This is a genomic window from Myroides odoratimimus, assembly GCF_004337635.1.
Classification (GTDB): Bacteria; Bacteroidota; Bacteroidia; order Flavobacteriales; family Flavobacteriaceae; genus Flavobacterium; species Flavobacterium odoratimimum.
In genome coordinates, this window is the sequence record NZ_CP037427.1 from 3,412,901 (window position 1) to 3,428,825 (window position 15,925).

14 protein-coding genes are annotated in these 15,925 nt (G+C 28.5%); 7 read left to right on the plus strand and 7 right to left on the minus strand.

Annotation, left to right across the window (positions count from 1 at the left end):
• Positions 1-1,164 precede the first annotated feature (1,164 nt).
• From E0Z07_RS15420 to E0Z07_RS15435, 4 genes are read left to right on the plus strand one after another with little or no spacing between them, the layout of a single operon-like run.
• A complete protein-coding gene (locus E0Z07_RS15420) occupies positions 1,165-4,194 on the plus strand; it encodes a SusC/RagA family TonB-linked outer membrane protein (RefSeq protein ID WP_131540955.1) in 3,030 nt (1,009 codons plus the stop codon).
• Positions 4,195-4,223: 29 nt separating this feature from the next.
• Positions 4,224-5,585, plus strand: coding sequence for a RagB/SusD family nutrient uptake outer membrane protein (locus E0Z07_RS15425; RefSeq protein ID WP_006258078.1), 1,362 nt, complete (start codon positions 4,224-4,226; stop codon positions 5,583-5,585).
• Positions 5,586-5,603: 18 nt separating this feature from the next.
• A complete protein-coding gene (locus E0Z07_RS15430; protein ID WP_006258079.1) occupies positions 5,604-6,377 on the plus strand; it encodes a hypothetical protein in 774 nt (257 codons plus the stop codon).
• A 4-nt stretch (positions 6,378-6,381) separates the two neighbouring features.
• Positions 6,382-8,934, plus strand: a complete 2,553-nt coding sequence (locus E0Z07_RS15435; protein ID WP_006258080.1) for an alpha/beta hydrolase family protein — start codon at positions 6,382-6,384, stop codon at positions 8,932-8,934.
• 57 nt (positions 8,935-8,991) lie between these two features.
• Here E0Z07_RS15435 and E0Z07_RS15440 read toward each other — a convergent pair whose 3' ends face one another.
• The 3 genes from E0Z07_RS15440 to E0Z07_RS15450 all read right to left on the minus strand — a co-directional run bounded on the left by E0Z07_RS15440 (position 8,992) and on the right by E0Z07_RS15450 (position 11,151).
• Entirely contained in the window at positions 8,992-9,333 is a 342-nt protein-coding gene (locus tag E0Z07_RS15440) for a hypothetical protein (RefSeq protein WP_006258081.1), read from the minus strand.
• 581 nt (positions 9,334-9,914) lie between these two features.
• Positions 9,915-10,157 carry a hypothetical protein gene (locus E0Z07_RS15445; RefSeq protein ID WP_071307507.1) on the minus strand — a complete coding sequence of 81 codons (243 nt, stop codon included), beginning with the start codon at positions 10,155-10,157 and terminating at the stop codon, positions 9,915-9,917.
• A 166-nt stretch (positions 10,158-10,323) separates the two neighbouring features.
• On the minus strand, positions 10,324-11,151 hold the full coding sequence (locus tag E0Z07_RS15450; protein ID WP_131540956.1) for a helix-turn-helix domain-containing protein: 828 nt from the start codon (positions 11,149-11,151) through the stop codon (positions 10,324-10,326).
• Positions 11,152-11,389: 238 nt separating this feature from the next.
• Between E0Z07_RS15450 and E0Z07_RS15455 the strand changes: the two genes are divergently transcribed.
• Positions 11,390-12,235: an RteC domain-containing protein gene (locus tag E0Z07_RS15455; protein WP_006258084.1), complete on the plus strand. Its 846-nt coding sequence runs from the start codon at positions 11,390-11,392 to the stop codon at positions 12,233-12,235.
• Positions 12,236-12,441: 206 nt separating this feature from the next.
• Here E0Z07_RS15455 and E0Z07_RS15460 read toward each other — a convergent pair whose 3' ends face one another.
• The 4 genes from E0Z07_RS15460 to E0Z07_RS15475 all read right to left on the minus strand — a co-directional run bounded on the left by E0Z07_RS15460 (position 12,442) and on the right by E0Z07_RS15475 (position 14,461).
• Positions 12,442-12,897, minus strand: a complete 456-nt coding sequence (locus E0Z07_RS15460) for a hypothetical protein (RefSeq protein WP_230486163.1) — start codon at positions 12,895-12,897, stop codon at positions 12,442-12,444.
• Between the two features lie 69 nt (positions 12,898-12,966).
• Positions 12,967-13,401: a hypothetical protein gene (locus E0Z07_RS15465; RefSeq protein ID WP_230456739.1), complete on the minus strand. Its 435-nt coding sequence runs from the start codon at positions 13,399-13,401 to the stop codon at positions 12,967-12,969.
• A gap of 194 nt (positions 13,402-13,595) precedes the next feature.
• Entirely contained in the window at positions 13,596-14,069 is a 474-nt protein-coding gene (locus E0Z07_RS15470) for a hypothetical protein (RefSeq protein WP_006258087.1), read from the minus strand.
• 35 nt (positions 14,070-14,104) lie between these two features.
• Entirely contained in the window at positions 14,105-14,461 is a 357-nt protein-coding gene (locus tag E0Z07_RS15475; protein WP_131540957.1) for a hypothetical protein, read from the minus strand.
• An 870-nt stretch (positions 14,462-15,331) separates the two neighbouring features.
• On the opposite strand from E0Z07_RS15475, the gene E0Z07_RS18080 reads away from it, so the two are divergent.
• Together E0Z07_RS18080 and E0Z07_RS15480 are read left to right on the plus strand one after the other, a co-directional pair.
• A complete protein-coding gene (locus E0Z07_RS18080) occupies positions 15,332-15,469 on the plus strand; it encodes a hypothetical protein (RefSeq protein WP_165868435.1) in 138 nt (45 codons plus the stop codon).
• 94 nt (positions 15,470-15,563) lie between these two features.
• Positions 15,564-15,755 carry a cold-shock protein gene (locus E0Z07_RS15480; protein ID WP_006258090.1) on the plus strand — a complete coding sequence of 64 codons (192 nt, stop codon included), beginning with the start codon at positions 15,564-15,566 and terminating at the stop codon, positions 15,753-15,755.
• The last annotated feature ends 170 nt before the right edge of the window (positions 15,756-15,925 follow it).

Here is a 15,925-nt window from a genome sequence, read left to right on the forward strand (position 1 = left end):
AAAAAGAAAAAACACAGTACAAGGTTCAAAACTCTAAATTGTTCTCATACAAATAGTGTGATAAAAAAAGGCCGTGATTCCTTGATTTATTTACACTACATCTTTACTTAAAAACACTAGTGTTTTAAGCAAGATTGGTTTTTCTTTAAATGATTTGCACTCTAAAAGTAAACCCTTTCTTAATGTTTTCCAAAAAGAAAACTTACTCTAACTAGTATTTTTTTAACAAAAGATGACAAAATGCGATAGTCTAACATCTAGGTGTTAGACTATCCAAGAGAATTAAGGTATTAGAAACAAGTGTTCTATACCTCAACATACCGCATAAACCTTTAATCTTTAGCCGTCTCCCAATTAGGCCATAAAGGTTTAAACAAACAAGGTGGACTTGTTTAGTATTCTTTACTTTGAATACTCTAACAATACCTTATCCTTAATGGACTTATCGAATGATTCAATTCGAAATTTTTTCAATTATTTATTACAACAAACAACAATTAGTAGTAACCAAATTCACATTTAGCCTATGATTAAACTCTTGTGTAACTACCCTTAGAGTTATGTTTTTTTAAGACTTTGATTTCATAAACAACTTAGCCCTAACTCTAAGGGATTCACATATAGTTTACCAAGTAAAATTACATTTTACGCTAGATCCAAGAACAGTTCTTGGATGCGTACAGGACCTCTATTGCCTATTAGTTATCACATCTATTTAAACCTAATAGGCAGTAAACAATTTAGTTAGTAAGGATAAAATGCTATGACAAAATACGATCCACTGTTCTATTTATTAACCAAATAAAACACTATTACATTATGGAAAAAAACGTCTACAGGCTACTGCTTAATTAGTTGGGTTTGTTTGAAATTAACTAGTAAGAAGGTTTTAAAAGTAGCTAAGTCTGTAGGCACAAAACACAAACAACACATTGTATGACTTAAAGGGATTTTAAGTCATACTAAAAGTCCATGACTATTCTCCCTGAGCTCTTGTTATGCATTTTGGGAGACATGTTAAAGAGCAAAGGGAGATAGTTCTATTAAAACAATATATAAAAACCAATTAACTAACCTTTGATACAAAGGCTTATTTAAGTACTACGGCAATAAAAATCTTAAGGATTTAAAAGTCTTCTTGTATCATTTTCAACTATAACAATTATGAAAACTCAATTTTTAACCAATACTGGTTGCGGGATAGTATTACTTTTAAGTAGTCTTACTATCACCTGTGCCTACGCCGTACCTAAAGATAGTCTTAATATCTTAGATTATCAAGACAAAACTAAACTAACTGGTAAAGTTAGTGACTCCACAGCTGAACTACCTGGAGTGTATGTTATGGTAAAAGAATCTAATATAGCAACTATAACAGATATAGATGGTAATTTTTCAATTGAAGTAGCTAAAGGACAAACCCTACTTTTTTCAATGATGGGTTATGCATCTAAACAAATTACCTACACTGGTCAATCCTCTTTAAATATTAAATTAACTCAAGAGATAAGCACTCTTGATGAAGTAGTTATAAACGCTGGTTATTACTCTGTAAAAGACCGTGAGCGCACAGGAAGCATCGCTCGTGTTACTGCCAAGGATATCGAAGTTCAACCAATTAATAATCCTCTTCAAGCTCTTCAAGGAAGAGCTCCAGGAGTAAATATTACAAATCTTACTGGTATCCCTGGCGGTGGAATTGATATTGAAATTAGAGGACAGAACTTTTTAGCTCAAAAAACAACAGGAAGAAATAATCCTTTTTATGTTATCGATGGGGTTCCGTTTATTTCAGATGCTCTTGGAAGAAATAACGGAGGTCTTTCCAGCGAAATTTTATCCAATAATATAAGCCCCTTAAACGCTATAAATCCAAGTGATATAGAAAGCATCGAAATCTTAAAAGATGCTGATGCTACGGCTATCTACGGATCGCGTGGAGCTAATGGTGTGGTGCTTATTACCACAAAAAAAGGATATCAATCTAAAACAAATTTTACCCTAAGCTCTTCTACTAGTTTTAGCAAAGTTGGTAAATATTTAGATATGATGAATACCCAGCAGTACATAAAAATGCGTGAAGAGGCTTATTTAAATGGTAATAGAGAAATTCCAGCCAGTGCTTATGATATAAATGGTACTTGGGATAAAAACAGATATACCAATTGGCAAAAACAGCTAATCGGGGATACTGCAACAGGGCAAGAGTTTTCTTTAGGAGTAAGAGGTGGTAATGAGTTTTCAAATTTCAATATCAATTACTCTCATAGTGAAAACACAACTGTTTTTCCAACAGATAAAGGTTATAAGAGAAACTCTGCTCTACTTAGTTACAACTATAAAAGTAAAGACAGTAGACTATCAGTAAACTCCTCTACTACCTACTCTAACCAAAGTAACAATCTTCCAACTACAGATCTTACCAGACAAGCCCTTACCTTACCTCCAAATGCTCCTTCGCTATACAAAGAAGATGGAAGTTTAAATTGGGAAAACAACACTTTCTTAAACCCATTAGCTCAGCTTAAGGGTACTTACGAAAATAAAACCTCAACTATTATATTAAATTCTAATATCTCTTATGAACTTTTAAAAAACCTATACACAAAACTAAACATTGGATATACAACAAATCAGTTTGAAGAAAGGAAAATTTTACCTCATACGATGTATAATCCAGCATTTGATCCAACAAGTGAATATTCTGAATCTAGTCTATCAAATCAAAATCACAATAGCTTTATAATAGAGCCTCAATTAAACCACGTATTATCAAAGGGTAAACATCAAATAAACTCTCTTTTAGGTTTTTCATACCAACAAACAGACTCTGAAGCACTTCGAGTTTATGGTAAAAATTTCTCTTCAAACGTTTTTATTAAAAATATTGGAGCAGCAAAAGAAAAAATCATCCACCCTAATGTAAAAAACCAGTACAAATACACTTCTATTTTTACTAGAGTTAACTACTCTTATAACTCTAAATACTTTGTAAACCTAACAGCTCGTCGTGATGGATCGAGTAGATTTGGAAATGATTATAAATTTGGAAATTTCGCAGCCGTTGGAGCAGCATGGATATTCTCTAAAGAAAATTTTGCTAAAAATATACCTTGGTTATCTTTTGGTAAACTCAGAACAAGTTATGGGATAACAGGTAGTGATAATATCGGAGATTATGCTTATTTAGATACCTACTCAGTGGGAGGTCTCTACAATGATATTCCTACTCTAAAACCAACTGCTCTTTTTAACCCAAAATACAAATGGGAAAAAACTAAAAAATTTGAAATAGCCACAGAACTTAGTTTTTTTAAAGATCGTATAAATGCATCTATTGCCTATTATAACAATCGCTCTTCAGATCAATTAGTTGGTATGACTCTACCCACCACAACAGGATTTTCTTCTATTACTGGTAACTCTCTAGCTGTTGTAGAAAATCAAGGTTGGGAATTTGCTATCTCTAGTCAAAACATAAAGACCAAAGATTTCTCTTGGTACACTAGCTTTAATATTTCTTTTACTAAAAATAGACTCCTTTCATATCCTGGACTCGAAGAAGGGACCGAGAGCAGTTTTTACGTTATCGGAAAACCTATCAACATTGTAAAACTCTATAAATATGAGGGGTTAGACCTAGAAACAGGAAATTTTACATTTAAAGACTACAGTGGAGATGGAAAAATAACATCTGAAGATCAACAACAGATAGTTAGCCTTGCACCAAAGTTTTTTGGAGGTTTACAAAACACAATTACCTACAAAAACTTTAATCTTGACTTTTTATTCTATTTTATTAAAACAGATAATTACAACCTTAATAGATACTATATCCCTTCTGGAGCAAACATGACAAATGTACCTGCTGTTATGACAGATTACTACTCTAAGTCAAATCCAAATGCAACCTATATGCCTGCCAATATAAGCAACCCTAACAATAATCTTTTTTCTCCATATATAAAAAGTACTGCCACCATTTCAGATGCCTCATATATAAGGCTAAAAAACGTAGGCCTATCCTATACTTTAAAAATGCCAAAACTTAAGATGGAATCTGTAAAACTATTCTTACAAGGACAAAACCTTTGGACAATCACCTCTTATAAAGCAATGGATCCTGAATTTATTTCTTTTGGTGGATTACCACCTCTTAGAACAATTTCCTTTGGAGCTCAACTAACCTTTTAATTCTTAAAATCATGAAAAAAATTACCTATATGTATAAAATAACAATCTCATTTATTCTAGTAGGCCTATTTTTTACTTCTTGTACTGATCAAATAGAAGTAGATATGCCTAATGATAAAATAGAGCATTCGGAAATATATAAAGATATAGCAACAACTAAAGCAGCATTAAATGGTCTTTATCTTGATCTAAATTACTCCTCTATCTTTAATAAGTTAAATACAGGAGTTAGTTTTAACCTTAGTCTTTTTACAGATGAACTAAACTACACAGGTAGCGAAACTGCAGCAAAAGACATGTATGAAAATACTATTTTAGATACTCATTCCAGAACAACTGCATGGTGGAATAATTCTTATCAAAACATATATTCTATTAATGCTTTTATTGAAGGAGTTACAAATTCTTCTTTTTTAGAAACAGAGTTAAAAAAACCTCTACTAGGAGAAGCTTATGTCTTAAGAGCTTTATATTACCATTACTTAGGTATTCTCTATGGAGATATTCCCTATACTACATCTACGGACTATAATCTAAATAAGTCTTTACAAAAGCTTCCTTATCAAGAAGTACTTTTAAAAATAGAATCAGATCTTACTCTAGCTACAGAGCTACTAGATTACTCTTATAGAGATATCAATAAATTCTACATAAATAAATCCATAGCGCAGGTTTTACTAATTGAAAACTATATTTTACAGAAAAAATATGACAAGGCAGAAAATACTGCCCACTTAATTTTAGAGCAAAAATTATACAGTATAGAAGATAATCTAGCTAGAACATTTAAAAAAAATGCCAAAAGTACAATTTGGCAAATTGCACCAATGTTTGCCTCTGATATAACATCAGAAGCATCACTCTATCTATTTTCTAACTTCACAAACAATAGCTCTACCGTGAGTAACCACTTACTAGATCTCTTTGATAGTAATGATAAACGAAAACAACAGTGGTTAAAAAAGACAAATATTAATAATCAAAAATTTTATCAAGTATACAAATACAAAAATCAACAAAACAATGCAGATGAGTTTTCAATTTTCTATAGAATCGAGCAAGTATACTTTCAGTTAGCCTACAGTCAATTTAGACAAGAAAACACAAAACAAGCCATAGAAACGCTAAACATTGTAAGACAAAAAAGAGGCTTAGAGAACCTGCCTTATAGCTTAAGTAATCAAGAATTTATAACAAATTACTTAGAAGAAAGCAGTAAAGAATTCTTTACAGAAAATGCTAGGCGCTTTATTGATTTAAAAATAACTGATCGGCTGGAAGATTTAAAACTCATAAAACCAAACTTTCAGTCTTACCACAACTTATTTCCTATCCCCTATAAACAGTTACAAATAAACAAAAACTTACTTCCTAATAATCCAGGATACTAACCTTTAAAATATACAAAAATGAAAGCAATAATAATATTAATAATTACATGTATTGTTAGCCTATTTTTCTTCTTGTCTTGCCAAGACAAACAACTAAATACGACAGAACAACTACAACAAAATGCTTACTTACAGAATCTTGATGGCAGTATTACCATACAAGGAAGAATTACAGTTAAAAACACAACTCATGCTCCTTTGGGTGTTACAACCGTAAACATTAAAAACAGATGGGCTTTTTCAAAAGATATAACAAGATTCCTAAAAGAAGAGTCTTCTAAAAAAACAATAGCTTATGGCCAAAACAAAAGAGTATTTGTAAATAAAAATGGGTATTACAACATAACTATAAATAAAAATGATACTCTTTCCATTATTCCTATTTCTTATCTATATAAAACTCCTAAAGATATTACAGGGCTTACCAAAAGTCAAATTTTAAATATAGAATTAGAACCTTTACCTCAAGAGGTAATTCAAGATTTTGAAAAAAACTCTCCAATAGGATATAAAGCATTATCACTTTTTTTAAAAGATGTGGTTCCTGATAGTTTAGTAACAGTATCAGGAACCATTTTTAAATCCGATACTGGAACTCCTTTAGAAAACATATATATAACTACTAACTTTTTATATAACACAAGAGGAGGGAATTCTTTTCATTTTACTAATAAACATGGACAATTTAACATTAAAGCACCTAAAAACAGTCACATTTCAATCAATCCATTACAATCAAACAACCCTAATTTCATAGTTAAAAATGATACTGTTATAAACCTTAAACTATAACATCATGAAAATTAAACTTATAATATATATATCAATAATTCTAAGTACCCTTTTTATAAAAGAGTCCTCTGCTCAGGGGAAAAAGAACGATCTTTTTAATGATCCTACATGGAGTAGTTTGTCCCCAGCAGCTTTATCTCCTGATGGTCAGTGGGCTGTTGTGTCAAAAAAATACAACAAAAATCCGAGACCTAATAAAACATACTTTATAAATACAACAACAAAAGAAAAAAAAGATTTCACACATTTTTCTAATTTTTATAAGTCATTTTTAAACAAAGGAATAGTTGTTGGAAACATCAAAAAAGACCTTGCAATTTTTTCTTTAAACCAAAATGATTCATTACTAATTAAAGAAGTAGCAAAGTTTGATACTAATGCTGAGCTAAATCTATTATTCAGTTTGAAAAATAACAGTGAATTTACTATCACTAAACTTAGTGATAATCTAAAAAAACTGAAAACTGAACTATCACTTCAAGCAATAGATAAATATTATTTATCGCCTAATTCAAATAAACTTGTTGTGATAACCAAAAAGAAAGAATTAATACAGATTAATCTAAAAGATTTTACATCCAATAAAATTACTGATTTAAAAGACAATATAAAGACTTTAAAATGGAATATTAACCAAGATGGCTTTGTTATACACATTGACAATAAACTCCATATAATAGATCTTAACTCTAATAAAATAGGGGTTATAGATATTACTGAAGATAAAGATATTGAAAACTTAAAACTAAGTTTCTTTTTAAATAATGATCTTTTTGTTTCCTATCAGTTCAATTCTGATAAGATTATACCAGAGAGTGAATATTTAGATATATGGCAAGGAAATTCTAGACAATTATTACCTAGTGATTTTAAAACAAAGTATAAAAAAACCTATAAAGCTTTTGTCTATAAAAACAAACAAGACGCTATTACATCACTAGAAAGAAGAATTGATAAAGATTATTTAAATATAGGCATCCCAGGTTATCTATTGTCTTATAATTATTTTAAAGATATAGACTTTGATACTTACTTCCCTCCTATAGAATATTCATTATACGATATAGATAAACAAAAAAATGTAATATCGTTATCAATGACCTCTCAATCTCCTTTTTATCCATCTATTGATGGAAAACACATTCTATACCCAGTTAACTATACTAAAGATAAATGGGAAGTATTAAATATAAAAACATTAGAAAAGCATTCCTTTGATACAGATAATCTAACCAAAGGTTTTTCTCCTATGTGGTCACAAGATTCAAAAACCATCTTTTATGCTTATAATGGCAATCTACATTCTTATAATTTAGAAAACAGAAAAACTATAAACCTAACTCAATTTAAAAAAACAGACAAAGTACACATAGGTAGACTAACAAACAAAGAGTCAATACCATCTTATGCTTTTTATATAGGTGCTAATAAGCCTTTTTATTTTATAGCTACACAAGAAAACAACAAAACTATATACATGTTTGATAAACAAAAAATAAAACCAATTTATACAACTAGAACCAATTTATCACTTACACCAACATCAAATAAGACATTTAGTAATGATCATAACACTGTACTTTTTACAATAGAAGATTATAATTTACCAACGAAGATATTAGCTATTAAAAATAAGAAAGTAAATACACTAATTGAATCTGATATTAATAAAGATCTGTATAAATGGCGAAAAAGAGTTGATTTCACTTTCACAGATAAATTTAATAAAAGTCTTAATGGATACCTTTTCTATCCTAAAAACTATGACCCTAAAAAGAAATATCCAATGATAGTTCAAGTATATGATCTAAAATTAGTATCTGATCCAGATGTATTTTCAATTCCTGTACATATTGACTCCGACTCTGGTTTTAATAGTTCATTACTAACCGAGAATGAGTATTTTGTTTTAAGTGCACAGACGTATGTAACTGAAGAAGGACCAGGAGTTAGCGCTGTTGACTGCGTTACTAATGCTGTTAACAAATCCTTAGAAATTGAACCTACAATTGACAAAGATAATCTAGGGTTAATAGGGCACTCTTTTGGAGGTTATAAATCCTCAGCTGTATCAGTTCTTACTGATATCTTTAAAGCATCTGTATCTGGAGCTGGTGTTCATGATTTTATAGGTGGGATGATGTTTAGATACAGTTATTATAGAAGAATGCCTGATTGGTTTATGGCTGAGAAATCTCAATCTAATATGATGGTTAGATTCTCTGAAGATCCTCAAAAATATTACAACAATAGCCCTATACTAAACGCCTATAAAACCAAAACCGCTATGCTCCTTTTTACAGGATTACAAGATAACAATGTTGATTGGGAAAATACTAGAAAAATGTTTATAGCACTTAAAAGAGAACAAAAACCCGTTATAGCACTTTTCTACAAAAATGTTAATCATGGTTTTAGTCTATCAACTCCTATGGAGAAAAATGATATAAGCAAAAGAGTATTAGACTGGTTTGATTATCATTTAAAAAACAAGAAAAACATCCCATGGATAAAAAAGGGACTTGATTATAATAAATATTCTATAAGTCCCTTATAGCTAATCAAAAGGAGGTCTTAAAATGACCTCCCTTTTGATTTTTAAAAGTATTAATTTTTATAATTTATAAAGTTCAATATAATCCCCTAAAGGAGTTTTTCCCCATAAATCATGTTCCTCATTATCAATAATAATTGTACATCTCTCAACAAATTCAGTTGGAGTACAATCACCTTCTTCAACTGTACCTACTTTAGTAAAAATAAAACCTGGTCCAGAAGGGTTTGGAGTTCTAATATAAATATCTCCACTAAAAGGATCATCTGCTTTTAAATCCGTTACAGATTCAGTATTAACAGCATTATCTGTTTTTTCACTAGCATTTATAGTAAATGCACCTACTGTTAGCATTGCAAAAACGGCTAATGGCATTAGTAGGTTTTTAATAAGTGTTTTCATAATAATAAATATTTTTAGTTACAACAACTAGCTTCTTGCTAGTTGCTAAAAAAAGTAATCTCATTTTTAAGGTTAACAAACAAAAACTTCTACTTAGTTGATTTACTTTAGCTTTTTAAATCAATCCACCACATTTATAAAAACTCGCGAGGTCTTTATAATAAAAACAGCCTATAAATAATACTAGAATTCTAAAGGCAAAACTCTTTAATTTAGTTACTGTGTTATTTTTACCTACTAAATTGATTCACAAAGCTCTATTATATATATAGATAGGCTTGTGTACAAAAAGGACAAAAGTGTCTGTATAAAGGACAATTTTATGATAAAAAAGGACAAATAGGCCTACTTTGAAAGCCTTGAAACCAAAGACAAGTAAAATGTTGTTATTTTAAATAGTCTCCTAAGAGTAGTTTAATGCGAAAATTAAGCTACATTTTTTTAGTCAATCACAAAAAAATAAAGGTGGGGTAAATCATAATAATTTACTCCCACCTTCACTTTTTAATTAAGGTTAAAACTTGTTACTAGCCGCATTCTTTTACAGCCCTGTCTAACTATTAATACTTTTTATCTAACCACTAGAATTGTATCTTATAATACTTTACTTTTTTCTTCTGAAACAAAAAGCTATACTTGTATTTTACAACAGGTGTTATTCTATAACCTTTTAGAATTAATTTATCTAATAATATATCAGATAACTCTTCAGTAAAATATATATTCTTTCCTTGCTTGGCACACTCTTCTAGATTTGAAATCAATCCATTATATTGCTGCTCTAAAGCATTCTCTGCAATAGATTTAAGTTCTTGGGCAGTCATTATTTTTTTATTAAGGTTTTTACTATGTGACAAAATTAATAAATACTCACCACAAACAAAACTATATCTGTTTTTTTACAATAATGACATATTCAGTTTAAATATTTTTGATTAATTATAAAATCAAAATCAAAATATATCAAATAAATAACTCTAATATCATCTCTTAAAGGTTGCGATAATATAAAGGTTGGTACTTTTGGTCTTTATTAAAAGCTCTTAAATACCCTCTATAACTTTCATAACCACATTTGTAGGCAATCTCTGATACAGAATAAGAAGAGAACATTAAAAGAAGTAACGATTCAATGAGTCTGTTTTGAATATGATAGTCATAGAAAGAAGTACCTAAATATTTTTTAAAATTACGCTGAAAGGTCTTAGGATGCATATTTATCTCTTGGGTAAACCACTTTAAACTAATACTAGGATTTTCTTGTTTTAAGAAACAATAATCCTGATAGTATCTTTTATACACCTCTCTTTGCTGTTTACTAATTAGAATATTCCCAGAGGGAATTGATTTAATCTTAACCCTTATTCCCCAGATATAAAATACCTGATTCACTGAAGATGTATTAATACTAAAACCTAATAACAAAATGGCATTTGAATCTTTAATAATTACTTGACTTATCACTTTTTTAAAGCTTAACACATCATTGGATGTAGTAGTTTTTAACCAATTAATAATTTCGGAGTTTTCTAATCCAAATAACTCATCACTTTTTATCATCCTTGAGATATCCCACTTTGCACTTTGCTTTTTAATAACAACAAAAGATTTTGCATCAGGGTTTTGGTATAATTTAAGGTTTAATCCAAAATACTTTTTCGCGCATACAAAATAAAGCAGCTTATCAAAAACAAAACAGGCATGCTGTAATACTCTATGTTCTAAAGCATTAACTGTTTTATCATTTAACCCCTCTAAAAACATCGAAAAACACTGCTGTAATACACCGCTAAAATCTTTAATTAAATCTAATCTCATTACCTAAATAAACCTTACAGAATAACAAGAAAATCTGGGGAGACTTTTGTTATAATATCATACAAAATCATAATTCATTGTTTTACAAAACATTACAAATTAAGACTTATTAGCTTAAAAATCATAACAAGTAAAGATTTTAACACATATAAGACTTAAAATCAGTAATTTAATCTCTTGTAAACAACTTTACAATAATTTATTTCTTACACTTAGATTAACCAATAACAAATAAATTATGATAAAACTCAACAGCAAAACCACTCAAGACTTAATCCTTAAAGAAGAGTCAAAGTTAACTCTAGATCCAAGTCAAATTATTAAAGAGGCTAAATACATGACCACATACCTTAGCCGTATTTTACAAAAGCAAAAACAAATGATTATAACTCATGGGTTTTCAAATCAAGAAGAAGAAATCTATTTCTTTAAGATTCTTAAACCCAAGATTCTCTCCAAGTTAATGTATTATAACAAAATATATAAAATAGAAACCCACTCTCCCAATACTGCATGCAAAACTCAAAAACAATACTACTTAAAAAAAATAAAACAAGTATCTTCTGAATATAAGCTATACTATACTAGTTCTGAGTTCTACAAATACTACAAAAGTCAAAGAACAGATAAAGATATAGAATATTACACAAGAGGTAATATCAATGTTTTAAAAGGGGTAAACAGCTTTGCATTTGAAATAGATCTTCAATTCTCAACATATTATGATTATAAACTCTCTCGTATTTTATCAAGTGAACTACTCTATGAGTATCTAAGTATAAGATTAAATCAAATAGATCCTCCTGCTTTTTCCAAAAGCATAACCATAAACAATGCCTTATCTTGGTCTGATTCCTCAGCAGCACTAATAGAACTTATATACGCTTTATATGCTAGTAGAGCTATTAATCAAGGAGATTTAGAAATAAGAAAAATAGCCTATCTATTTCAGAACTACTTTAATATTACCTTAAATGATATTCATCATACCTTTCACCGGATGAAAACAAGAAATTATTCAAGGACAATATTTCTAGATAAATTAAAACAATCACTTGAGGATTATATGGATAAGGACTACTAGGATAGAAATTAAAAATAAAGACCAAAAAGACCACTTACATATAGCCTTTGCCTACAGTGGTCTTTTTCATTTTAAAAGAAAATATTTACACCTTAATAAATAATCAACTCTATAGAATAATTCTTTTTGAAGGAAATAAAAAAGTTCCCGTAATTAAAGTTTCACAACTATCTTATAAGAGATAAGTCTATAAAATTGGGGTTATATTAATATGAGACGGATATATAGTTAAACCTAACCTTATATAGTTTCTCTGCGTTATCTGATTTTACTCTAACAAAAAGATTTGTAAAATTATAATTACCAAAATACATTCTGCCAAGATCTAAGAATTTTTTATTATGGATATTATTGTAGTAGTAGTCTAACATAAACTTATCAAAATCATTTATAGAGTATTCTTTTGTAAAAGCATGAGTAGGCACTTCTTCAAGAAATGTAAATTCATAAGTGTCTAAACGAGCCCCTTCAGCATTTGAAGGAAAAAAAATACTTGAGATTTTATTTTCTTCTTCTACTAGCCTGTAGCTTTTGTCTTTAGTTATGCTTACAACGATTGTATCAGTAATATTAACTTGGGCTAATGAAATATTAGCAATAAGACATAGGGTAATTGATAAAATATAGTTTCTCATATTATTGACATTCAATTGTTTTGTCATTCGTTCTATATATTCAGGTGGATGTTGTACAATAATAGGGGTTTTAATAATAATTAATTATATTAAGTACTAATCAAAACGCTTATTTAAATAGCCTTGAATATTATTATTTATTGTTCTATACAATTTAATATTGTTTTTATCTCTACTGTCTTTAATAATTACATTATCAAATGTAAATGCCCCTTGTAATATAGGAGGTAGGTTCTTGTTGTTTTGATATTCCATTAGTTCTTGATATTTACAATCACTATAACTAATAAAAAGAAGAATATCCATTTCTTTATATTTTATATCAGCATCTAACGAACTTAGTTCTTCTACAATTTCAAAATCATATTGTATACGAATATCATAATTAATATGATCAAATGTTAACTTTGAAAGCAGATTATTTTCTTCTTGTGTATCAATTTGTACATAATTGTATTTATTATTTTTATCGACATTAAGTGTAGTAGTATTATCTATATTTAGTATTATTGGATCTTTAATTTGAGCCATACTAGTTTGTAATATAAATAATAAGAATAACATGTATTTGATATTTATTTGCATTCTATCTTGTTATTTAGTGATTTCTTTATAGTTGTCATTTAATTCTTTTGTGAATCAAGTAAAAGAGTTCTTACGATAAAGGTTTCACAAGCACGCTATAAAAGATAGACTTCTATTAAGGGTGCTTATCTTATTTTTAATTACGCAATCTTCCACTCATATCGTATCGACACCTTATAATATCGTTCTTCAGTATCTTTAACCTTTAAATATAAGTTTTTATAAATCATAGTCTCTATATGCGTTCCTCCAAAATATGGAGGTTCTGGTTTTTTCCCATTAAGTTTCTCATATCTAGATATAGAATCATCAATAAAAGAATCAAGAGGTAGGATCTGATATCCACGAGGAATATCTTCTAATTTTATTTCTTTAATTACTTTAAAAATAAATACATCATGCTGGTTTGGCTCTATAGTCCATTCATTTGTCTCCTTATTAAACAGAACAGGCTGTGCAATTTTGTCTTTATTTTTAAGCTGTGTCGCATCCACTAAAATAACATCTTTAATTGGGTTGTTTTGACCAAAAGCCAGCAGACAAGTAAACAAAGTAAAAACTAAGAGTGTTATCTTTTTGAAGCTTTTACTTACAAATGGTTTTGTTGTTTTCATCTGTGTAATGTTTATTTTTAATTGTTGATTTCTTCTTACTCATTTAAAAATTCAATATACTGACCTTCAAAAGAAAAATGCTCTACCACTCCATTACTTTTCTTGACGATACACTTATTTGAGTTCTCCATTTTTATAATACTATCCCCCACTACAGCATAGCTTCCAATGATAGTAGTGGGATATACATTGATTAATTTATCATTTTGAATTCTAATTTTTAAAAAGGTATGAGGTAGTTTTTCACGAGGATTAAATTTCTCTACAACTACTCCTTTGAACCCTGTAGTGTAATTGCTTAGTACTTTTTGTTCTTGTTGCAAATTAGTATAATAACCAATAACAAAAAGGTTCAACACTATTATAAGCCCTATTATAATTTTATTTTTCATCAAGTGTCTTCTATGATCTATGATTCTACTAAAGTATGCATTATCGTAAGTAAAATAACGCTTTTGGTTTTAGAAAAGTACTTTTCCAAAACCAATTATAACGTTCTTATTGTTTATAGGTAGAGTATATTTAGGTAAAATAATGAAAATTATTTTTTTATTACAAATAATATACTTACATTTGCCGATGTAAATATGGATAGGCGAAATTTTTAATCAAAATAATAGCTTATTATGTACTTTAGTAGTTCTACACTATATTAAGAATTTATTACTCTTTAAACTTCAGTATAAAATAAATTCTATTATTTAATAGCACTTTTAAAAAAATCATTTTTTTATTTTTTTAAGCAAAATTTCATGTACTCAAAACATGGTTATCTTTTATACAACACCTCTACTGTATTAAAGTAAATAAAAAATAGACATTGTATGATTTTAAATATTTATCCTCTTTTAATAAAAGTAATTGATGATTTAAATAAGTTGTTCTTTTTCAATTTAATCAACATCTTTTAAAGTATCTAAAAAATACTCCTTCTATATAATAGGAATAAAAAAACAACCATTTATTAGGTGTTTTTATGTCTTACAACTTATAAAAGACTTAAATCTAACCACTAATATTATTTTTAACAATCATATTAAAAAGTTAGATAGTTAATACTTTATTTATAATATTGAGTTTAGATTGCACAACGCATTTAAGAAGATTATATCTAACTAAAGTAAGTAATACAAATCCATTTAATAGAATAAATATTTACACAAAAAGATTCATTTAGTTATACTAAATAGCCAAATTATCTTATTATAAAAAACAAATAGGTTATGAATTCCACAAAGAATTTCAAGCCAATAACAATATATATGAATAGAATAGAAATACAACACCTAGATCATAGAAATGATCTTACCCTAGAAGAAATGATTATATCAAAAAGTATGAATGGATGGATATTACAACTATACCTTCAACTATTTAAAAAAAAACCATCTAGTTTATAAATTAAGAGGGTTATAGAATAAATTATCTAAAATAAAATCCCTAGGTAAATACTTTATTAGGGACAATTAAAATATTAAATTAATAATTAAGATTATGCAAGAAGGTACAGTAAAATTTTTCAATGAAACAAAAGGATTCGGATTTATAACAAATGGAAATGAAGATATTTTTGTTCACGCTACTGGTTTAGAAGAAGACATTAAACAAGGTGATAATGTAACATATAACGTAGAGAAAGGACAAAAAGGTTTCAATGCCGTAAATGTAAAAAGAGCACAGTATTAGAACTAATTTTCACATCTAAGCTCGCTTTAAATTTGCAAATATTAGTATTTTTAAACACATCATTAGTAATAATTGATGTGTTTTTTGTTTTTAACAAAAAACTCTATTACAATTAAATTGCCTCTTTCCGGTTTGATTTATGCCACTTTGAAAATTTCATTACATTCCAT